The sequence below is a fragment of the Mucilaginibacter terrae genome, from assembly GCF_031951985.1.
Classification (GTDB): Bacteria; Bacteroidota; Bacteroidia; order Sphingobacteriales; family Sphingobacteriaceae; genus Mucilaginibacter; species Mucilaginibacter terrae_A.
In genome coordinates this window covers 3,709,190-3,731,487 of the sequence record NZ_JAVLVU010000001.1, presented here as the reverse complement: position 1 = coordinate 3,731,487, position 22,298 = coordinate 3,709,190, and the positions used below count along the sequence as shown (strand labels likewise).

Annotated in this window: 22 protein-coding genes; 20 read left to right on the top strand and 2 right to left on the bottom strand. The window is 45.8% G+C overall.

Annotation, left to right across the window (positions count from 1 at the left end; genetic code table 11):
• Positions 1-94 precede the first annotated feature (94 nt).
• From QE417_RS15860 to QE417_RS15805, 12 genes are all read left to right on the top strand, one after another.
• Positions 95-295, top strand: a complete 201-nt coding sequence (locus QE417_RS15860) for a YtxH domain-containing protein (RefSeq protein WP_311951443.1) — start codon at positions 95-97, stop codon at positions 293-295.
• Between the two features lie 126 nt (positions 296-421).
• Positions 422-784 (top strand): response regulator, encoded by a 363-nt coding sequence (locus tag QE417_RS15855; protein WP_311951442.1) that lies wholly within the window; start codon positions 422-424, stop codon positions 782-784.
• 115 nt (positions 785-899) lie between these two features.
• On the top strand, positions 900-1,619 hold the full coding sequence (locus QE417_RS15850; RefSeq protein WP_311951441.1) for a dioxygenase family protein: 720 nt from the start codon (positions 900-902) through the stop codon (positions 1,617-1,619).
• Between the two features lie 69 nt (positions 1,620-1,688).
• On the top strand, positions 1,689-2,201 hold the full coding sequence (locus QE417_RS15845) for a hypothetical protein (RefSeq protein WP_311951440.1): 513 nt from the start codon (positions 1,689-1,691) through the stop codon (positions 2,199-2,201).
• The gene (locus QE417_RS15840) at positions 2,198-2,908 is read left to right on the top strand and encodes a pirin family protein (RefSeq protein ID WP_311951439.1); all 711 of its coding nucleotides are present in this window, start codon (positions 2,198-2,200) and stop codon (positions 2,906-2,908) included. The genes QE417_RS15845 and QE417_RS15840 overlap by 4 nt, the downstream gene beginning before the upstream one ends.
• A gap of 237 nt (positions 2,909-3,145) precedes the next feature.
• Positions 3,146-3,286, top strand: coding sequence for a Sec-independent protein translocase subunit TatA/TatB (locus QE417_RS15835; RefSeq protein ID WP_311951438.1), 141 nt, complete (start codon positions 3,146-3,148; stop codon positions 3,284-3,286).
• 147 nt (positions 3,287-3,433) lie between these two features.
• The gene (locus QE417_RS15830) at positions 3,434-3,676 is read left to right on the top strand and encodes a PqqD family protein (RefSeq protein ID WP_311951437.1); all 243 of its coding nucleotides are present in this window, start codon (positions 3,434-3,436) and stop codon (positions 3,674-3,676) included.
• Positions 3,677-3,684: 8 nt separating this feature from the next.
• A complete protein-coding gene (locus QE417_RS15825) occupies positions 3,685-4,737 on the top strand; it encodes an ATP-grasp domain-containing protein (protein ID WP_311951436.1) in 1,053 nt (350 codons plus the stop codon).
• 303 nt (positions 4,738-5,040) lie between these two features.
• On the top strand, positions 5,041-6,408 hold the full coding sequence (locus QE417_RS15820; RefSeq protein WP_311951435.1) for a hypothetical protein: 1,368 nt from the start codon (positions 5,041-5,043) through the stop codon (positions 6,406-6,408).
• Positions 6,409-6,745: 337 nt separating this feature from the next.
• A complete protein-coding gene (locus QE417_RS15815; protein ID WP_311951434.1) occupies positions 6,746-8,917 on the top strand; it encodes an urea transporter in 2,172 nt (723 codons plus the stop codon).
• On the top strand, positions 8,893-10,083 hold the full coding sequence (locus QE417_RS15810) for a hypothetical protein (RefSeq protein ID WP_311951433.1): 1,191 nt from the start codon (positions 8,893-8,895) through the stop codon (positions 10,081-10,083). The genes QE417_RS15815 and QE417_RS15810 overlap by 25 nt, the downstream gene beginning before the upstream one ends.
• A complete protein-coding gene (locus tag QE417_RS15805) occupies positions 10,071-10,691 on the top strand; it encodes a tetratricopeptide repeat protein (protein ID WP_311951432.1) in 621 nt (206 codons plus the stop codon). Before QE417_RS15810 ends, QE417_RS15805 begins: the two co-directional genes overlap by 13 nt.
• 152 nt (positions 10,692-10,843) lie before the next feature.
• Here the strand turns inward: QE417_RS15805 and QE417_RS15800 are convergent, their stop codons facing one another.
• Together QE417_RS15800 and QE417_RS15795 are read right to left on the bottom strand one after the other, a co-directional pair.
• Positions 10,844-11,047 (bottom strand): DUF6358 family protein, encoded by a 204-nt coding sequence (locus QE417_RS15800; protein WP_311951431.1) that lies wholly within the window; start codon positions 11,045-11,047, stop codon positions 10,844-10,846.
• Between the two features lies 1 nt (position 11,048).
• The gene (locus QE417_RS15795) at positions 11,049-11,363 is read right to left on the bottom strand and encodes a rhodanese-like domain-containing protein (protein ID WP_311951430.1); all 315 of its coding nucleotides are present in this window, start codon (positions 11,361-11,363) and stop codon (positions 11,049-11,051) included.
• A 128-nt stretch (positions 11,364-11,491) separates the two neighbouring features.
• Here QE417_RS15795 and QE417_RS15790 point away from each other — a divergent pair, with 128 nt between their 5' ends.
• From QE417_RS15790 to QE417_RS15755, 8 genes are all read left to right on the top strand, one after another.
• Positions 11,492-12,610: a DUF4407 domain-containing protein gene (locus QE417_RS15790; protein ID WP_311951429.1), complete on the top strand. Its 1,119-nt coding sequence runs from the start codon at positions 11,492-11,494 to the stop codon at positions 12,608-12,610.
• Positions 12,611-12,879: 269 nt separating this feature from the next.
• A complete protein-coding gene (locus QE417_RS15785; protein WP_311951428.1) occupies positions 12,880-14,196 on the top strand; it encodes a rhamnogalacturonan acetylesterase in 1,317 nt (438 codons plus the stop codon).
• A gap of 14 nt (positions 14,197-14,210) precedes the next feature.
• Entirely contained in the window at positions 14,211-15,434 is a 1,224-nt protein-coding gene (locus QE417_RS15780; protein ID WP_311951427.1) for an oligogalacturonate lyase family protein, read from the top strand.
• A gap of 232 nt (positions 15,435-15,666) precedes the next feature.
• Complete coding sequence (locus QE417_RS15775; RefSeq protein WP_311951426.1) at positions 15,667-17,064, top strand: glycoside hydrolase family 28 protein; 1,398 nt, start codon at positions 15,667-15,669, stop codon at positions 17,062-17,064.
• Positions 17,065-17,090: 26 nt separating this feature from the next.
• A complete protein-coding gene (locus tag QE417_RS15770; RefSeq protein WP_311951425.1) occupies positions 17,091-19,403 on the top strand; it encodes a glycoside hydrolase family 2 TIM barrel-domain containing protein in 2,313 nt (770 codons plus the stop codon).
• Positions 19,404-19,497: 94 nt separating this feature from the next.
• Positions 19,498-20,265 carry a rhamnogalacturonan acetylesterase gene (locus QE417_RS15765; RefSeq protein WP_311951424.1) on the top strand — a complete coding sequence of 256 codons (768 nt, stop codon included), beginning with the start codon at positions 19,498-19,500 and terminating at the stop codon, positions 20,263-20,265.
• Positions 20,266-20,271: 6 nt separating this feature from the next.
• The gene (locus tag QE417_RS15760) at positions 20,272-21,072 is read left to right on the top strand and encodes a rhamnogalacturonan acetylesterase (RefSeq protein ID WP_311951423.1); all 801 of its coding nucleotides are present in this window, start codon (positions 20,272-20,274) and stop codon (positions 21,070-21,072) included.
• A gap of 29 nt (positions 21,073-21,101) precedes the next feature.
• A complete protein-coding gene (locus QE417_RS15755) occupies positions 21,102-22,247 on the top strand; it encodes a glycoside hydrolase family 88/105 protein (RefSeq protein WP_311951422.1) in 1,146 nt (381 codons plus the stop codon).
• Positions 22,248-22,298 lie beyond the last annotated feature (51 nt).

Sequence of the window (22,298 nt, the reverse complement as noted above, 5' to 3'; positions counted from 1 at the left end):
GTGGATGAACCATAAAATATTAAAAAAAGCTGGCACTAAACTTGTTATATAACACACAGATAATTAAATAGAAACAACTTAAATTCGAAATAAAATGGGTTTATTGAAATGGGCAGTTGTTGGTGCAGCTGCAGCCTACGGCATCAAATACATCACCGAGAAACGTAAAGAAGACGGCAAATCTATCATTGACGATTGGAACGAAAAAGCTCCGGAATGGATAGAAAAAGCCAAGCAATATACTGATGAAGCTGTTTCTAAAGCAACCAGCAAAATCAGGGAAAATTACCAATAATAAAAAAAGCCTCTATTGAGGCTTTTTTTATTCCCTTCATCCACACAAACACCCCGTTTACCGATACATCACTTCTATTCATCACACCAATAATCACTTTTATGTCATACTTAAATACAACATGGTATGCAAAAAAGGATATTATTACTGGATAACGACGGCGACCTTCTGCGCCTGGCTGACGATATGATGTATTACGGATACTCAGATGTGCACATCACGTCCGACAGCCATTCGGTGTATTCGATCGCCAAAAACTACAAGCCCGATTTGATCATCCTCGATTTTTTACTGATCGAAGAGCGCGATGCCAGCATTTGCGAAACCTTTAAGCATGATGAGGAATTTAAAGATGTTCCGGTAATACTTATTTCGGCCTACCAGAATAAGAAAATAGACCTGGAAAGCTTTAGCCACGATGCCCTATTTATGAAACCTTTAGATACCGAAAAACTCGCTTCAGCTATTAACTACCTGGTGGCTTCGTAACCTAAAACGGTTCGTCGATACAAAGGCATAGTTAACCGATACTCCTACCACAGGCTTGTTGAAGAGCTCCATCTTTACATCAACAAACAAATACACCCAACTAAAACATAAAGATATGGAGAGGAAGAATTTTTTAAGAAGCCTGATCATCGGCGCGGCATCGGCCCCGGTATTTTTAGATGCCTGTAAAAAAGATAGTTCGGATAGCACTGCAAGCACCGAAACCGTAAGCAACACCGGCAGCAGTTCGGCATCAAACAGTTGTACCGTTGCCCCTACCGAAACCGAAGGCCCTTTCCCCACAAAAGCTCCGGCATCATACGTGCGCAGCGATATTACTGATGGTCGCAGCGGCTACAAAACAACGGTTAAAATAACCATAAACAGTACCAGTACGTGCGCGGCATTGGCTAATACCATGGTTGATATTTGGCATTGCGATGCCGAGGGTAACTATTCGGAATATGGCGGATCAGGCATGCAAAGCACCAACTACACCTCCGTACATTTTTTACGTGGCCGCCAAACCACCGATGCCAACGGCGTGGTAACGTTTACTACTATTTTTCCGGGCTGGTATTCGGGGCGGGCAACGCACATACATGTGCACGTGTATAATTCATCGGGAACCTCGTTAAAGGTAACGCAAATTGCTTTTCCCGAAGGTACAGGTTCGGCAGTGGCTATTGTAAATGGTTACGGCAAAGGCTTAACCGGCTACACTTACAACAAAAGCGATAATGTTTTTAGCGATGATAGCACAGGCATTGAAATTGCCACGGTTACGGGCAGTATAGCCGCCGGTTTTGAGCTAACCAAGCTCATTAATGTTTAAAAAGCAATGTGTTCTATTAATTAATCAGGAGCGTCGGGGAAGCTAACATCCCGGCGCTTTATTTTATTTATGGAAAAACGAATTATCACCCTCTGCTACCGTAAAATTATTGATGGCGCCTCAACCAAACCCTGGGACAAGGCGGTTTTTGAAGACAGCTACCTCGAATTTAAAATTCAGGCGCAGCTTATGGCGCAGGGGTCAACATACACTACTTATGGTGAGTTGCTGGCCAAAGTTCCCCATGCAGCCAAACTTTCGGGCATGGTTACGCCGGCTGTTATCAGCTATGTACAGCAGTTGAACGAAACCGTACCCGATATACTGAATAACCTGGGCCGCAGGTTTCTCCAGTTCAAAAACTTCCAGTTCGAGCTAATTAACTCCAGCATTACCGATAAAGCCAGGCACCAGGTAGCCGTTAACTTTTATACCGAGCCATTGGTATGGCATGATAGTATTCAGAATTTCATGCTCGTATCTGATGCCGCAGCCGTAGTTGAAGATGGAGAAGAAATACATACCAACCTGTTTGAGATACAGCCATATGTTAATATCCACTCACTCAAAATTATAAAATGATGAGCACCCTAACTCCCGGCACTATTTACCTGGCCGATAGGCGCGGCTTTGCTCAAGCCAACGGCTTGCAGCGATACAGTACCCTTAATTTTGGTAATTATTATGACGATGCGCGGCACCCGGTAGGCCGGTTAAAAGCTTTTAACGATGAGATGCTGGCCGGACTACAAAGTACCGCAACTAATGTTGATGAGGCGACTTATATAGTGATCATACCAGTTACCGGGGCATTAAATTATGGAGACACGTTGGGCAGCAAAACCGTGGTAGATGTTGGCGAAGTTTACGTAAGCTATTTAACAGCCCAAAGCAGCTATACCCTGAGCAACCCTTACGAGGTTGATTGGATAAATTACCTGCAAATTCATATACAGGCGGACACTCTTGAAGAAGATCGGATAAACATGCTGTTTGAACTTGATTTGGATGCAAAGCCAGATAATTTGGCAACGGTTATTCCTACAACAAATAACATATTGCCATTTGCATTGAGCATAGGCAGGTTTAGTGGCCGTAAAGAAGCCATTTACCGGCCTAAATCGGGGTCGCAACTGTTTGCCTTTGCCCTGGCCGGAGCATTTGAAATGCAGGGCCGCCTTTTGCACGAGCGCGATGGATTAGCTTTGTGGAATGCTGCAGAAGTTGATTTAGAAGCACTAAGCAATAACGCCCTGATACTGATTATCGAGCTACTGACAGCTGCTTAGGGTGTTTATCGATACATACCTCGGGTTTACCGATACATTAAAAAACATGATGCGCTATGGCCGCATCTTTACATCATAATCCAAGAGGGGGATTAGTAAGCTGTATCAAGTGCAGCACTTTTCCTCTGCTAATTGGTGTTGTATGATAAGGTGGAGGGTCTTGCGCGCGAAGCGCAAGGCCCTTATTTTAAAAGAGAGCAACTACGTTTAGTATAACATATATAAATCTAAAAAATTATGGGCGGATTAGGAACACCGGAGCTGATACTGATTGTGGCAGCCATACTATTGCTTTTTGGCGGCAAAAAACTACCCGAATTAATGCGTGGCTTAGGCCGCGGCGTAAAAGAGTTTAATGATGCCAAGGGTGAAGCCTGAGCACGTTAATGCATAAGTAAGCAGAGTGAGTGATTGAAGTCCGGCATGGTTGTAATAATTATCATGTCGGATTTTTTTTGGTTAAGAGAAGAACAATCACCGCAGCAATAAAATATTAGCTTTGTAGCTACCATAACCCATAAACTGATGAAACTGAAGAAGAATATTGCCACCAGCGAGAACGGGTTTATATTTAACCCCGCCACGGGCGATTCATTTTCGGGCAATGCCATTGCGGCCGATATACTGGCCCTGATGAAAGCCGGGCATTCATCAGATGAAGTTAAACAGCAGTTATTAAATAAATACGATGTAGAACCCGCTCAACTTAACCGCGACTGGGAAGACTGGATTTTACAACTCAAAGAAGCCAACCTGCTTGAAGCCTGAACCTGCGTATGACCGAAACCTCTACTCAACCCTTAGTTATTGGTGTTACCGGGCTCAATGCCATTGATAGTCCGGGCCCTGGCGTGGCCGTTATACGGGCCTTGCGCGAGGGGTTAGGCAATGTGCGCATTATTGGTTTAGCATACGAGTCGTTAGAACCGGGTGCTTACCTGCACGATTGGGTTGATAAAACCTATCATATCCCCTATCCATCGGCCGGGGTACAAGCACTGGTTGAACGTTTGGAGCACATTCAAACCATTGAACATATGGATGTGCTGATACCTAATTTTGATGCCGAGCTATATAACTTTATTAAGGTAAGCGCACAGTTGCGCTTAATGGGCATACATACATTTTTACCCTCTCACGAGCAGTTGGATGCCCGCGATAAGCTCAACCTATCGGCATTTGGTAAAAAGTACAACCTGCACGTGCCGCAATCAAAAAACATACACCATGCAAATGATCTAATTAAAGTTGCCGAAGAATTGAATTACCCCATGGTGGTTAAAGGCCGGTTTTACGAGGCACAGGTGGTGTACAATATTGATCAGGCTAAAAAAGCATTTTACCATTTAAGCGCGCGTTGGGGTACACCGGTTATAGTTCAGGAATTTGTTAAAGGAACCGAAATAAACGTAGCTGCCTTAGGCAACGGCCAGGGTAATACCCTGAGTATTGTGCCCATGCGCAAACTATATATAACCGATAAGGGCAAGGCCTGGGCAGGTATTACTATACAAGATGACAGCTTGCTACAAGTGGCCCGTGATTTTACACAGGCCACCCACTGGCGCGGCGGCTTTGAACTGGAAATAATGCGCGATAACAACGGCAAGCTTTTTATTATGGAAGTAAACCCTCGTTTCCCGGCATGGATATATTTAACGGCTGCGGCGGGGCAAAATCAGCCTGCAGCATTGGTAAAAATGGCTTTGGGACAACCGGTTGAACCCTTTACTGATTATAAAGTTGGCAAAATTTTCATCCGCTATGCCTGGGACCACGTGACGGATGTGAGCGAGTTTCAACAGCTATCGGCGTTTGGAGAGCTTTAGGAGGTTTCGGAATTTTAAATAAAACCGTCATTGCGAGGAACGAAGCAATCCCTGCGTAGGACAAGCAGCCTAACTGGTATAGTTCAGAGATTGCTTCATTCCTCGCAATGACGGAGGTCGAAAGTGGCCGAAGCTTGCGTTAGGGATAGTAGCGTAAAGCCCGGAGTGCAGCAGAGCGAAACGAGGACTTGCAGCGGATAGCCCGGGCCGCCTGAGGCGGAAACGCCCATGATTATCGAAAAGAGACAAAAACTATTGTGCCTCTACAAATGATAAAAGAAAACGTGATTTAACCTTTTTGCAATGCAAAAATTAAAATATGAAAGGCCGTTCATTCGCAAGATGAACATAGGGTCGATGAACAAATTTGGGACGAGCAGTAACGTACAGCCGGTTAAGCATATTGACGGTGTGCCGGTAGCAAGTTTGCTGGCCCAGTTTGGCTCGCCTGTGTTTGTGCTTTCGGAGCGGCAGATCAGGCGTAACTACCGTGCTGCGGCGCGGGCATTTAAAACCCGTTACCCACGGGTACAGTTTGCCTGGAGCTATAAAACCAACTACCTCAATGCCGTTTGCCAGGTTTTTCACCAGGAAGGGAGCTGGGCCGAGGTGGTGTCGGGCTTTGAGTACCGCAAGGCTTTAGGTAATGGCGTTGCCGGCAACCAGATCATATTTAACGGCCCCGAAAAGCGCCGCGAAGATTTGCTGCTGGCCATGGAGAATAATTCGTTAATCCACATCGATAACTTTGATGAATTGTTTAACCTCATTGAACTGTGCAACGAGGTGAATATACAACCCCGAGTGGCCATCCGCGTAAATATGGATACGGGCGTTTACCCGCAATGGGACCGCTTTGGCTTTAATTACGAGAACGGACAGGCCTGGAATGCCATGGGCAAAATTGTGGCTTCGGGCAAAATGCAGCTGGTGGGCTTGCATTGCCATATTGGTACGTTTATGCTGTCAACAGCGGCATATGTCGTAGCCGCTGGTAAAATGTGCGATTTGCTTATGCGTTGCCGCACCGAACTACAAAACCCTATACAGTATTTAGATATGGGCGGTGGTTTTCCGTCTACCAATACCTTAAAAGGTGCTTATTTGCCGGGGGTAGATACCGTACAATTGGTTGATGATTTTGCAGAGGCAATTACTACAACTATACTAAACTTCGGCTTTAAGCAGGATGAACTGCCTTTGCTGATATTGGAAACAGGTCGCGCTTTGATTGACGATGCCGGTTACCTGCTGGGCAGTGTAGTTGCTAATAAGCGCCTGAGCGATGGCCGCCGTGCAATGGTACTTAACTTCGGGGTAAATACGTTGTTTACCGCCTTTTGGTACGACCACCAGATTAGCCCCGCGCAGGATGGCAGCCAACATACCGAAGATGTGGTACTGTATGGCCCGCTGTGCATGAACATTGACATGGTTCGCGAAAGTGCCCACCTACCCTTGATGGAAGCAGGCGATAACGTGGTAGTACACAAAGTTGGCGCCTACAACATGACGCAGTGGATGCAGTTTATTACCACCCGCCCGGCCGTGGTCATGATTGATGAGCAGGGCCAGCCGCACCAAATACGTAAACCCGAAAATTTAGAATATATAGAAATGATGGAGCAGGTGCCGGTGCATTTGGAACCTGTTTTGAATCCTCCCCGGTAGGAAGCACTTTGAGAAATAAAGAACACGTCATTGCGAGACAGTAAGGGCATGAGCTGAAGCCGTCGAAGCAATCCGGGAGTTAGTAGCACAAACATAGGTTACTATACAGCACTCGGAGATTGCTTCGGCTCCAAACGCACAGTCCGCCCCCGCCTCGCAATGACGTGATAAAATAAAAAAATGTGTCATTGCGAGGTACGAAGCAATCTCCACCAGAATGGCTGAACAACCTTGCATGAGGAGATTGCCACGCTGTCGCTCGCAATGACATGAAATTATAAAGAAAGAAAATAAACGCCGTTGTTTGTGTCCTCACAAACAACAAACCGATAAACAATTGAAAAAACGCATACTACACTTCTTCCAGGCGCTGCTCAACAGCTATGCTATTTTGTTTTTTTCGCAAAATAGTGTGCTGGGTGCTTTGCTGGTAGTGGTGTCGTTTTTTAACCCGGCGGCGGGGTTAAGTGGTTTGGTGGCAGTATGCGCAAGTTTGTTACTGGTAAACGCGTTGGGGTTTGTTAAAGAAAATATTCAAGCGGGGCTCTATACGTTTAACTCGCTGCTGTTAGGGATTGGGTTAGGTACCTTCTATTATTACAATACAGCTTTTTGGCTTTGGCTGGGGGCAGCATGTGTAATAACGGTGGTGCTATCAGTTACGTTAACGGCCTGGTTAGGTAAATATGGCTTGCCTGCATTATCATTGCCTTTTGTACTGGCTTTCTGGCTGTTGCTTTCGGCCGTAACCGGTTATACCGAAATGGGGCTGTTACCTAAAGAAAGCTATATGCTCAACGAGCTATCGCCCGGTTATCATAGCAGCGCTAACATGCTTTTTGCCGGGTTTAATCAAATGCCTTTACCACCTACCGTAAGTCTTTTCTTCAGGGCATTAAGTGCGGTGCTGTTTCAGGATAATGTAATGGCGGGTATTGTGATGAGCATTGGCTTGTTTATTCACTCGCGCATTAGTTTTAGCTTACTGGTGCTGGGTTTTGCTGCGGCCTGCCTGCTCAACGGCCTTACTCATATATATCCTGATGGGGTTAGCCACTACCACTTAGGGGTTAACTTTATGATGGTTACGGTGGCTATCGGCGGGTTCTTCCTGATACCATCGTGGCGGTCGTACCTGTGGGCGGTGGTGGGTGTACCGGTGGCCTTTTTGGTGGTGGGCGCCTGTACCAAAATGTTGAGTATTTACAGTTTGCCGGTGCTATCATTACCGTTTTGCATTATCACCTTATCATTGTTGTACTTTTTTATACTACGGGCAAATCCCGGCAGATTACAGTTAACACCCGTGCAGCATTACTCGCCCGAAACCAATTTATACCAATACTATAACAACCGCGAACGCCAGCACGATGCACAGTACTTTAAGCTAAATCTGCCGTTTATGGGCAGCTGGACGGTTACCCAGGGGTATCACGGCGATATTACCCACAAAGGCGGCTGGGCGCATGCGCTGGATTTTGCCATACTGGACGAAGACGGCCAAAGCCACCTGCCCGATGCCACCCTTCCAGAACACTTTTATTGTTTTGGCAAACCCGTTTTAGCTTGCGCCGATGGCGTGGTGGACTCCTTGATTAACCACGTGCCCGACAATGAAATTGGACAGGTAAACACCGTACAAAACTGGGGTAATTGTATCGTCATCCGTCACCTTAGCGGCTTGTACACGCAGGTATCGCATTTAAAACAATATTCGGCAAAGGTTAACGTGGGCGATTTTGTTAAGCAGGGCGATTTACTGGCTCTGTGCGGAAACTCCGGCCGCTCGCCCCTACCGCATTTGCATTTCCAGGCACAGGCTGCACCTTACATTGGATCGCGTACTGTGCCATACCCTTTTGCTGCTTACATTGGCAAACAGGGTGCTGATGAAAAACTCTTTAATTTTAAAATACCCGAAGCCGGAACAGTGGTTAGCTCCCTCGAAATTAACCCAATGCTTAAAGCGGCTTTTAGTTTGCAACCGGGTTACACTGCCAGCATGGTTACCGCTAATGGAGAAACCCAAACCTGGGAAGTACATACCGATTCGCTTAACCATACCTACTTGTACAGTGTGCAGGATGATTCGATGGCTTACTTCGTTAATAACGATACCTCGTTTTACTTTACCAGTTTTTTTGGCAACCAATCATCGTTATTGTATAGCTTTTACCTGGCCGCCTATCGCGTGGTTTATAGCGTAGGCAATGTGGCCACCGTTACCGATAGCTACCCGCTGCAAATGGAAGGCTCCCATATAGGCATGTGGCTGCATGATTTGGTTGCGCCGTTTTACCGTTTTAACAGGCGTGGCTATCAAAGCTGCAGCCAGCATCAGCATAATAAAATCATCATTCACGCAACAGAATACCAGGAAACAGCCGGTAGTAAAAAGCAGGTTATGGAGGCTTGCATACAAATAGATAACAATGGGGTGGCCGGATTTACACTTACCCGCAATAAGCAAAAAACAGAAGCACAATGGTATACCGTAAGTACTTATTAGCGTTTTTGTGCTGCGCAGTGTGGCTATCAGCGCGTGCACAACAAATTAACTTTGTGGAGGCCGATAGCGTGTCACTGGCTCAATACCAGTCGGCCGCCTGGCAGGAACTGGTTAATTACGGGCAAAAAGTAATTGCCTCGGGCACCGATTTTCCGCAATTGCGTTTACGCGTGGCCTATGCCGAGTTCGAGCTCCAAAATTATAGCGCAGCTCTCCAACAATATCACGTGGTACTGGCCGATGATTCGCATAATTCTACGGCAAGGTATTACAGCTATTTGTGTAATATATACTTAAACCGTAATGCATCGGCCTATTATCATGTAAGCTATTTGGGTAAGGCAACGCTTGAGGAGGAAAAACTGACCCCGTACGGCCTCTTACAGGCCGGATTTGAAACCAGTATTAAAGTACCAATCATTAAACTACGGGGCAATGGCGTGTACTCGAGGGTTAACCTGGCCAACCGTTTAGGCTGGAGGTTTCAGTTAGATCAATCGGTAGCGTACTTTGGCCAAAGCATTAATTATCGCTTCCCTGCGTACCTGCCTTATCCCCTGCAGCAGGTACGCAGCAATTCGGTTCATCAGGCCGAGTATTTTGGCAAGCTGGGCTATACCATGAGTAACAAGCTGGCTGTTTGGGGAGCGTACCATTACCTTAACACCAAATACGAACGAACCACTTATCACAGCCATATTGCCTTACTGGGATTAAAGTACAGTCATCCTTATTTTGATTTACAGGCCGATGTTAGCTCGGGTACTATAACCAATAATAATGTGCGGCAGTACAATACGCAACTTAATTTATATCCGTTAGGGAATTTAACGTTGTACAGTATAACACGCGGTTCGGTATTGCATCAAATTAACAATACCAACGGCGTATTTAGCCAGTTATTTGGCTTTAAGCTTACACCAAAATTGTGGATGGAAACCAATGCTGTTTTGGGCAGCCAAAACAACTACCTTGAGGCCGATGGTTTATACCTATATAATGCGTTGGATATTATTAAATTTAGGGCCGGCGCAACAGGTTTTTGGCAGTTAACCAGGCACGCCTTATTGTACTTAAATTACACACACGAACGTAAAGACGATTATTACCACGCCACCAATTATAATCAACATTCAATAACCGGAGGATTTACATGGAAGTTTTGAAACGAATAGCTTTTGCAGCCGGAGGCCTCCTGCTTACTTTACAAGTGCAGGCACAATCGGCCGCGGCCATGCAAAAGGCTTATCAAAATAGCTACACCAACGAGAGTAAGAAGAATTACATTTTAGCCATTAATGATATTAAGCCGTTTTACAGCGATAGCGATTATGAATCAAATCTTCGATTGGGATGGCTGTACTTTCTGAGTAAAAACTACACCGCATCCGAAGCTTATTATGCCAAGGCGGTTAACCTCAAACCAAACGCCATCGAGGCGCGGTTTGGTTATGTAAAACCCCTTTCGCTGCTCGAAAAAAACGACAAGGTGCTGGCTCAATACAATGCCATTTTAAAAACCGATCCGCAAAATACACAGGCCAATTACTGGGCCGGCATTATTCATTATTACCGTAAGCAGTACGATGCCGCCGCCCAATATTTTATAAAGGTGGTAACCCTGTACCCGTTTGATTATGATGGCAACCACATGCTGGCCTGGAGTTATTTACTTGCCGGTAAAAAACAACAAGCGCGTCCGTATTTTGAGCAAGCACTGTTAATTAAGCCTGATGATGCGTCGAGTGTGGATGGTTTGAGTAAGAGTAAGTAAGTGCCGCAACCCTCCCCGGGAGGGAGGGCTAAAATAAGCCACGTCATTGCGAGACAGCAGTGGGTAAGAGCGGGGGCGTCGAAGCAATCTCTGCGTAGAACATGCAAACGGACTGTCCTCCGCAGAGATTGCTTCGTTCCTCGCAATGACGGTTATTTTTTACCCTTAGGCACCGGCTTTTGCATAGCCCTTACCTCTTTCATGAGCGTTATTTTGAGCAAAAAGAAAATAATGCCCACAAATGCACCACCCACAATAAATTCCCAGCGGCCATTGGTAACACCCCAGTAAATGGTATACAGGCTCACCAAAATGCCAATGGTATAAAGTACGTTTAATAAAAGCTTTAAAGCCATTTTAGTACACGCTTATGGTTGGATCAATTTCTTGTTGCCAGGCCAGTATACCGCCTTTTAAGTTGTACAGGTTTTCGTAACCTTGCTGCTCTAACTGCATAACGGCCATGGCGCTGCGCTTACCGCTACGGCACATAATAACTACCGGTTTATCGTGGCTAATTTTGTCGGCCTCAATAAGCACGCCGCTCAACGGAATATTTTCGCCCTCAAGGTTCGACATCTGGTATTCAAAATCTTCGCGCACGTCAATAAGCTGAAAATCTTCGCCGTTTTCCTTCATCCTTTGCAGGTCTTCTACAGTTACTTCTTTCATCGGTAATTAAATTTTGAGGTCAAAGGTATTGTTTTAATTTATAATAATTCAGTCGTAATAGTGTAACAATCAGCCCCGGGCGGCGTTTCAATTACAAATACTGCACAATTTTTGTACATTAGTTATAGATGAAAAAAGTAACCCGTTTTTTTTGGTTCTGTTCGGGAGCACATATTGATACCCTTAAAAAATACCCTATTGAGCATAACAGGTATTTCGGTATAGGGGCTACTATATTCTTTACGGCTTTATTTGCATCATTATCAGGCGGGTACGCCATGTATTTCGTGTTCAGCGGTAATCCGTTGGCTACGGTTTTTGCCATACTGTTCGGCGTATTGTGGGGGCTGGCCATTTTTAATATGGACAGGTACATTGTATCGAGCATCAATAAACAGGGCAGCACCAATCAGCAGGTTTTACAGGCCACACCGCGTATTTTACTGGCCATCATGATAGGCGTGGTAATCTCGCGCCCGCTCGAACTCAAAATTTTTGACAAGGAAATTCGTGGCAAACTTAAGGAAGCCTACATAAAAGGCCAGAACCGTAAAATTGATACGCTCCAAAAAACATACTCACAAAAGTATGCCATGGAGTTAACCAAAAACATCGATCTTAAAAAGGAAAAAGACTCATTGGAGCGCGACATTAACCGCTCACGGGTACAATTGAACGAAGAGGTATTTGGCGGTAAAACCAGCCAAACATCGGGCATACAAGGGTATGGCACTTACGCCAAACAAAAAGAATCCGTTTTGCTGGAAAAAGAAGCCCGCCTGAAAACCGTTACCGAAGATTTAGGCAAAATGGAACAATACTTAGGCCAGCGTAAAGATTACGAGGGACTGAGCAGCACCCGTTTGTTTACCAACACACAGTTAGATAGCCTGGCCAATATTGCCGGTTTTGCCGACCGTAACTGGGCCTTGGGGCAACTCTCCTTCAGGCAGGATGGAACGAAAGACTTGGATACCTACTTAGCGCAATCGTTCATCGGGTATTTGTTTATCCTGTTCGAGTGTTTGCCGGTATTTGTAAAGCTGATGTCGCCCCGGGGCCCGTATGATGTGGCCGTTGCCCGCCTGGCCGAAGCCAACATCCACTACGCCGAGCGCGACAAAGACCGTGAGATTATTGTAACCGACGAAGTTTTTGACCACCAGGTTGGTGCCGACATTAACAAGAAAAAGAAAATCATATCGGCACAATCAGACTATGACCTTGAGCGGCATAGTTATGACTAACGTTTGCTGATAAAATAAAATACCGAATCGGCCTGTTCTGAAAATGAACAGGCCGCTTTTTTTATAACACATCATCGGCCCTAAATACTTGAACAGCAAATGTATCAATGCTGCTACAAACTCCCCATTCAAGAGGACGGAAGCTATTTTCAGGACGGTACAGGATACCTTTCAACCCTACTTAAAATAAATTTGACCAACAGTATAATAACCAAGCATGCCCTAACGGCAATATAAACCACTGTGCTATAAACTTTAAGCTGCAATTTATGAGGTCAACCTCTTCAGAATTATTAGCGTTATCGCTAACCACTATACTTGCGGGCATAACTCTGTATGCCAATGCGCAGGCCACATCCTACAAATTTGATTTTGGTACAAGCAAAGTAAAATCGGGCTTTACGCAAGTAAAAACCGATAAAACATACATTGATGCCTACGGCTTTGACTTTGGCACCACTGCACAAACCGTGCCCGCAAAGGGCAAAAACAGCGGATACATTACGGCTGACAAGCCTTTTTACTTTTCGGTAAACGTGCCTGAGGGAAATTACAAGGTAACTTTAACCTTAGGCGGTACCGATGCCAGCTTAACCACCGTAAAAGCCGAATCGCGCCGCTTGATGCTCGAAAAGGTGGCCACCCAACCCGGCGAAACTAAAAAGGTAAGCTTTATAGTAAATGTGCGTAAACCCGAAATTGGCACCACCGACCGCGTAAAACTAAAACCCCGCGAAAACGGTAAACTGGATTGGGATGATAAACTAACCCTTGAATTTGATGAGCAACCCAGCATTGCCGCCATGGAAATAGAAAAGGTGGACAACCAGATCACCGTTTACCTGGCTGGTAATTCGACCGTAGTAGACCAGGACGACGAGCCTTGGGCCGCCTGGGGACAAATGATTCCGCGCTTTTTTAAACCGGGTGTGGCCATTGCCAATCATGCCGAATCGGGCTTAACGCTGGGTAGCTTTATGGGCAGCAAGCGTTTGGATAAGGTAATGAGCACTATTAAACCCGGCGACTACCTGTTCATTGAATTTGGACACAATGACCAAAAAGAAAAAGGGCCTAACGACGGCCCGTACAAATCATATACCGAGCGTTTTAAAACCTTCATCGGCCGTGCGCGCGCGAAAGGCGCTATCCCGGTTATTGTAACCTCTACCTCACGACGCTCTTTTGATGCTGACGGAAAAACCGTAAATACATTGGGAGATTACCCGGCCGCTGCCCGCAAAATAGCCGAAGAAGAGAAGGTTACCCTGATTGACCTGAATGCCATGACCGCCAAATTTTATGATGCCATGGGTGTAGAGCCGTCTAAAAAGGCATTTGTGCATTATCCCGCTAATACCTTCCCCGGTCAGGATAAGGCTTTAGAAGACAATACCCATTTTAACCCGTATGGGGCTTATGAACTGGCAAAATGTATTGTGGAAGGGATTAAAGCAAGCGACTTGAAATTGAAGAAATATTTGGTTGATATCCCCGCATTCGATCCATCGCACCCTGATGCTTTTGATAGTTTTAGCTGGCCTATGAGCCCCAAAAATTCGACGATTAAGCCCGACGGCAACTAATCAACCACCCTGTTATGAAGAAAATCGTAAACCTGCTATTGGCAATAAGCTGTTTTGGTTTGGCTGCCAATGCCCAGCAAGTACTCGAAACCGGCGGGCAAAAGCCTATGCCTGTAAGCGAGTGGATAGATAAGGATACCGGCCATAGGGTAGTACGTTTGGTTAACCGCGAGGGAGGCAACACAAGTTTCTACTTCAACAACAACCCATTTGTGCCCCAGCTAAAAGCCGAGGGCAATTTAATGGTATTTGCAGGAGGAACGCCTAAAGGCAAACAGTTGTTCAGCATCAACCTTAAAACTAAAGAAGTTAAGCAACTAACCAACCGTGCCAAGGTAGCCGGCGAAATGGTTTGCCCCAAAACCAGTGAGGCTTATTACCAATGCGGCGATAGCATTTTTGCAGTCAACGTAAATACTCTTAAAGAACGCTTTATTTATGCCTTCGACCCTGAGTTTAAAGGGCGGGTTGGCACCATAAATGCCGATGGTACCTACATGGCCTGCGTAAAAGCCGTAGGTGACCAGGAACGCGAAATTTACAAGCAATACCCTGCAAAAAAGGATTATTTCCAGCGTATCTATAATGCCCATATCGAACATGTATTATATGTGCTTAATACCAAAACCAAAGAGCTTAAAGAGGTTAACCGCGAAAATGAATGGACCAATCACCTGCTCTTCTCTCCTACCGATCCTAACGTATTATCTTATTGCCACGAAGGGCCATGGGAAAAGGTAGACCGTATTTGGAATTATAATATAGCAACCAATAAGTCGACCCTATTACACAAGCGCACCATGCCTATGGAAATTGCCGGTCATGAATTTTGGTCGCCACGGGGTAATACCGAGTGGTTCGATTTACAAAAGCCCAAAGGGCAAACCTTCTTTTTAGCCGGGTATGATATGAAAACCGGCATAGAGAAAATCTATGAAATGAACCGCAACGAATGGTCGATCCACTTTAACGTTACTGCTGATGAAAAGGTATTTTGCGGCGATGGCGGCGACCCGGGCCAGGTAGCCAAGGCTCCGGATGGCATGTGGATATACCTGTTCCGCCCTGATGGCGACAAATTCAAATCAGAAAAACTGGTGAATATGAAGCATCACGGTTACAAGTTTGAACCCAACGTGCATTTTTCGCCTGATGAAAAGTGGGTAATCTTCCGCGCCAATTTTGAAGGCCACGAAGAAATTTATGCCGTAGAGATAGCTAAAGCAAAAACCGAATAATAATAAATATGCCCGGTCAAGCGTCCACGCTTGACAGTTAAGTTTTTTGGAGCGTCCACGCTCCTGTATAATTTAAAAATGTAAGCGTGGACGCTTACTTGAGAATAAATTCAAGCGTGGACGCTTGAATTGGCACTGGGCTAAATCAAAAACCGAATAATACATTTTTCAATTCCCCTCTTGAGAGGGGCAGGGGTGTGTCCTCACGAACCATCCCATCAAAATATAATCAATGAAAAAACACCTCAAAATATTCACTCTTGCATTATTCATCATAACTGCGGCAAACGCCAAGGCCGATGAACCTGCCTGGGCGAAAACTGTAGGCGCTAAAAAGTTCCCCGCCAAAACCAGGGAATTTGTAGTGACCGATTTTGGTGCCGTGGCCGATGGCAAAACACTCAATACCAAGAGCATTCAGCTGGCTATTGATAAATGCGCGGGCGCGGGTGGAGGTATTGTGCATGTAAAGGCAGGCAAATATTTAACCGGTTCGCTGTTTATCAAAAGCAATGTGAACTTTATGCTTGATGAAGGTGCCGAACTAATGGGAAGTCAAAACATTACCGATTACCCAGATATTGATACTCGTGTGGCTGGCATCGAAATGAAATGGACGGCCGCTTTGCTCAATATATCAAGCCAAAGCAATGCTGCTATAACCGGCAAAGGTTTGGTAAATGCCCAGGGAAAACCTTTTTGGGATATGTACTGGAACCTGCGCAAAGAATACGAAGCCAAAGGCCTGCGCTGGATTGTGGATTACGATGCCAAACGCCCTCGTACTTTGCTGGTTACTAATTCAACCGATGTTACCATCAAGGGCATTACACTGCAACAAGCCGGTTTTTGGACGGTGCAGCTCCTGTACTCAAACCAGGTAACCGTTGATGGCATAACCATTCGCAATAACGTTGACGGGCATGGCCCGAGCACCGATGGTGTGGACGTGGATTCATCAACCCGCATACTGATTCAAAACTGTGATATTGATTGCAACGACGATAATTTTTGTCTTAAATCCGGCCGCGATTGGGATGGATTACGGGTAAATAAGCCAACAGAGTACGTAGTTATCCGCGATTGCCTGGCTCGTGCAGGAGCCGGTTTGTTAACACTTGGCAGTGAAACCTCGGGCGGTATACGCCACGTATTGGCTACCAACCTAAAAGGAAACGGCACCAGTAACGGATTAAATCTTAAATCGGCCACCACGCGGGGCGGCACATTGGAGGATATCCACTTTCAAAATATTACTATGAATGGCGTGGGTACAGCCTTTCAAATTACCCTCAACTGGAACCCGGCTTACAGCTACTCTAAACTGCCCGATGGCTATACCGAAAGCACGCTCCCTCCACACTGGAAAAAGCTGCTTGCCAAAGTTGAACCGGCATCAAAAGGCATTCCGCATTTTAAGGATGTATATATAAGTAACGTTAACGCAACCGGGGCTAAAAAGGCTATAAATGCTATTGGTTTGCCAGAATCGCAATTGCAAAACTTTCAATTTACCAACGTAAACATTCAAGCCAAAACAGCCGGCGATGTAAAGTTTAGCCAGGGATGGAAATGGACGAACAGTACCATTACCGCTACCGATGGTACCAAACTAACTATACCTGAGTAAATATAAGCCTAACCAAACCAACCTTTATGAAGAAGATTTACCTATTTATTTCCCTCTTGCTGGCAACAGCTTCATTGTATGCCCAGCAGTCGCGTATTATTACCCCGTTTGATGATAGCTGGCTATTTTACAAAGGTGATGCCACGGGTGCCGAGCAAACTGCATTTAATGATAAAGCCTGGCGCAAGCTAAGCGTTCCGCATGATTGGAGTATTGAAGGGCCTTATGACCAGGCCAACCCAACCAGCCGCGGCGGCGGTTATTTACCTGCCGGAATTGGCTGGTACCGCAAGCAATTTACGCTTGGTAAAACCTACGCGAGTAAAAATGTAACCGTTGAGTTCGACGGTGTAATGGCTAACAGCGATGTTTGGGTCAACGGTCATCATTTAGGCAAGCGCCCTTATGGCTACATCAGTTTTATATACGATTTAACGCCTTATATTTCATACGACAAACCCAATGTAATTGCCGTTAAGGCCGATAATAGCCTGCAAACCGCATCACGCTATTATACCGGTGCGGGCATTTACAGGCACGTAAGATTGGTGGCATACAATACGGTTCACTTTGCCCCGTGGAGTGTTTATGTAAAATCGCCAGTGGCAACTGTTGCCAAGGCAACCGTACAAATACAGGCTCAGGTTGTTAATTCAACCAAGGTCGCAGGCGAGTATAAGGTAACCACCACTGTTTTAGATGCTGCCGGTAAAACGGTTAGCACAGCAGGCAGCGCAAAAACTGTTGCCGCAGGGCAAACGGTTGATTTTAGCTTTGATGCACAGGTGGCAAACCCCAAGTTATGGAATTTAGACGAGCCTTACCTATACACCGCTGTAACCCGCATTGCTAAAGGCAGCGAAATAATTGATGAGGTTAAAACGCCTGTCGGCATTCGCGAAGCAAAGTTTGAGGCGGCCACAGGCTTTTGGCTCAATGGCCAAAACATCAAAATTAAGGGCGTTTGCTTACACCATGATGGTGGCGCTGTGGGCGCTGCAGTGCCATTGAGTGTTTGGGAACAACGTTTTAAATTGCTTAAACAGGCTGGTGTAAACGGCATCCGCACCGCGCATAACCCGGTTGCGCCTGAGTTTTTAGATTTATGCGACCGCATGGGTTTTGTGGTAATGGACGAAACCTTCGATACCTGGACCGCTTCAAAACCCGGTGCAGCAAAAGGTTATAACCTATACTTTACCGAGTGGTGGGAACGCGATACTCGCGACATGGTAATGCGCGACCGTAATCATCCATCCATAGTGCTCTACAGCGTTGGTAACGAAATTCATGACAGTTTGAAAGATTCGGTAGGCTTTAAAAAATATCGCGACCAGCAAAATTTGATTCACAAGCTCGACCCCGGTCGTCCCGTTACCATGGCATTATTCAGGCCAAACGTATCGGGCGTGTATGCCAACGGCTTTGCCGATATGATGGACGTGGTAGGTCAAAATTACCGTGAAAATGAGCTGATAGCTGCTCACGAGGCTCACCCCAACTGGAAAGTTATAGGCACCGAAAATACCCACGTACTAAGCATGTGGCTGGCTTTACGTGACAAGCCTTACATGGCCGGTCAGTTTTTATGGACAGGGATTGATTATTTAGGCGAGGCTGCCTGGCCCGAAACCACTAATAACCAGGGCCTGTTTACCCGTACCGGTGAGTGGAAACAGCAAGGCCTACAACGCCAAAGCTGGTGGAGCGAAAAACCTGTGGTGCACATGGTACGCAAATCAGACAATGATGGCGCGGGCAACTGGGTAGCCGACTGGACCCCGGTTGACTTTGGTACCTACGATAATGCTAAGGTTCAGGTATACAGCAATTGCGATGAAGTGGAATTGTTTTTGAACGGAAAATCGCAGGGCATAAAACCCAAACCGGCCGATGATTCTCCGCGCGATTGGGATTTAACCTTTGAAAAAGGAAGCCTTAAAGCCGTTGGCCGTAACAAAGGCAAAGAGGTAGCGGTTGAAGAATTTAAATCGGCCGGTGCTCCTGCAAAAATATTGTTAACTGCTACGCAGGATAAACTAACACACAATTTTGATGATGCTTCGATAGTAAAGGTTAGTATTGTTGATGCCGAAGGAAACGTATGTGCCAATGCCGATAATATGGTTAAATTCAGCATCAGCGGATCGGGTATATTACAGGCCGTTGATAACGGCGACATCATCAGCCATGAGCAATACCAGGGAACCGAACATAAAGCATTTCAGGGTAAGTGTATTGCCATAGTTAAAGCCGGGGCAGGTTCGGGTACAGCCACCTTAAAAGTGAGCGTAGCCGGTTTACCTGAGGCAAGTATCGCATTACAAATAACTAAATAATAGGCATCCAAAAGCCCTTCCGCCTAAGACGGAAGAGTTGGGAGAGGTTAAACTATATTACTTTTATCCAATCAAACCAACCATACTAATTAAAATGAAACTATTAAAGTTCACAGGGATAGGCCTGATAGCACTGGCGGCAACGCTGGCCTTTAAGCAGCCATCTAAACCGGTTATTTACCTCATCGGCGATTCTACCGTTCATAATAACGACAAAGAACAATGGGGCTGGGGTTCCATCATAGGCAATTATTTTGACGAGAGTAAAATAAGCGTAAATAACCAGGCTATGGCCGGTCGCAGTACCCGTACCTTTATTAAAGAAAACCGCTGGCACCGGGTTGATTCGATGCTGAAACCGGGCGATTATGTGCTGATGCAGTTTGGCCATAACGAAGGCAGCAAGCCCGACACCAATAAAGCAGGCTACCGTGGCGTATTGCGCGGCACCGGTGAAGAAACCGTAGAATTAACCTGGAAAGACGGCGTTAAAGAAACCGTGCATACTTACGGCTGGTACCTGCGCAAATTCATCCGCGAAACTAAAGCCAAAGGCGCTACTCCGATTGTATTGTCGATGATTCCGCGTAATCAATTTAAAAATGGTAAAGTGCTGCGTGCTGATAGCAGCTACGGCAAATGGGCTAAAGAAATTGCCGAACAGGAAAAAGTAGCCTTTGTAAACCTTAATGGCATATCGGCCGATAAATACGACAAATGGGGAGCCGATTCGGTTAAGAAATTCTTCCCCGGCGACCATACCCACACCAATAAAATGGGTGCTACCGTAAATGCCGAATCGGTAGTGGAGGGTATCAAAGCCAATAAATCAATAGCACTCAATAAATACCTTAAAAAATAAATTACGATGCTGAACAGATATATCAAAGTATTTTTTGTTGCCGTGCTGCTGCTTGCGGGTGCAAGTGCGCTTTTTTCATTTATACAGAAATCAAAAACTACGCTTTACCTGGTTGGTGATTCGACCGTGAAAAATGGTAAAGGCAAGGGCGATGGCGGCCTGTGGGGCTGGGGTAGTTACCTGGCTAATCATTTCGATACCACAAAAATTACCGTAGAGAATGATGCGCTTGGCGGAACCAGTAGCCGTACCTTTCAAACACAGGGTTGGTGGGACAAGGTTGCTGCTAAAATTAAACCGGGCGACTACGTAATTATGCAGTTCGGTCATAATGATTCGAGCCCGTTGGTGGATACTTCACGCGCACGTGGTACTATAAAAAGCAATAGCGATGAATCGCAGGAGCTATACAATCCGCTTACCAAAAAGAACGAGGTGATACACAGCTATGGCTGGTATTTGCGCAAAATGATTACCGAGGCCAAAGCCAAGGGCGCAACCGTGGCTGTTTGCTCGCTTATCCCTCGCAACAGCTGGAAAGACGGCAAAGTAACCCGCAGCACCAACGATTACGGCAAGTGGGCTGCCGAAGCTGCCAAACAAGCCGGCGCAACCTTCATAGACCTCAACACCTTAGTGGCCGATGATTATGATACCGAGGGCGAAGCAAAAGTAAAATCGACCTACTTTAATGATAAAGACCATACCCATACCATTGAAGCAGGTGCCATACTAAACGCCAAACTGGTAGCCCAAGGCATCAAACAAAGTAAAGATTTTGCCCTGAATAAGTACCTTGCAAAGTAATAACAACAGAATACACTTAACTTATAAATATGCTGAAGAGTAAACTAACCTTACCGGTAGTGATAGCGGGTTTAATGCTGGTTGCGCCTTTTAAAGGAGCCGAAGCGCAAAAGCTGCCATCTAAAGCCAAAATTGTGAGCGACATGGCCCTGGCCAATGAATACTTTATGAAGAAATGGCCCGACCCGGCTACGCCAACCAACGTTAAACGCATACGCACCAGTAACCTGTGGACCCGCGCCGTTTACTATGAGGGCCTAATGGCATTGCACAAAGTTGATAAACAGCAAAAATATTACAAATACGCCATGGACTGGAGCAACCACCACAAATGGGAAACCCGCGACGGTTTGGATACCCGTAATGCCGATAACCAATGCTGCAGCCAAACTTATATTGAATTGTACCAGATCGAGAAAAAGCCTGAGTACATAGAGCCTACCAAGAAAAACATTGACCTGATGCTTGCCAGCGATAAAGTTGACGATTGGCATTGGATTGATGCCCTACAAATGGCTATGCCCATATTTGCTAAGTTAGGTGCCATTTATAAAGACGATCGCTACTATGAGAAGATGTACGAAATTTACAACTACTCAAAAACCAAGCACGGCGGCAACGGCTTATACAACCCTGCCGAAAAACTTTGGTGGAGAGATAAAGACTTTGTGCCACCGTATAAAGAGCCTAACGGCGCTAATTGCTACTGGTCGCGCGGTAATGGTTGGGTAGTTGCCGCCATGGTGCGTGTGCTGGAGGTTATGCCTAAAAATGCCCCTCACCGCCAGGAATACGTAACCATGCTAAAAGACATGCTGGAAGCACTGGTACCACTTCAACGTGCCGATGGTTACTGGAACGTAAGCTTGATGGACCCAACCAATTACGGTGGCAAAGAGCTTACCGGTACCTCGCTGTTTATTTACGGCATGGCCTGGGGAGTTAAAAACGGCATTGTAAGCAAAAAGAAATACCTGCCGGTTATTACCAAAGCATGGAACGCCATGAGCAAAGAGTGTATTCACCCTGATGGTATGCTGGGCTTTGTGCAGGGCACTGGTAAAGAGCCAAAAGACGGGCAACCGGTTAACTACGACCACATTCCCGATTTTGAGGATTACGGTTTAGGCTGTTTCCTGTTAGCCGGAAGCGAGATATACGGTTTAACTAAATAATCGCATCCGTGATAATATAACGAAGGGCAGCGTGGTAACACTGCTGCCCTT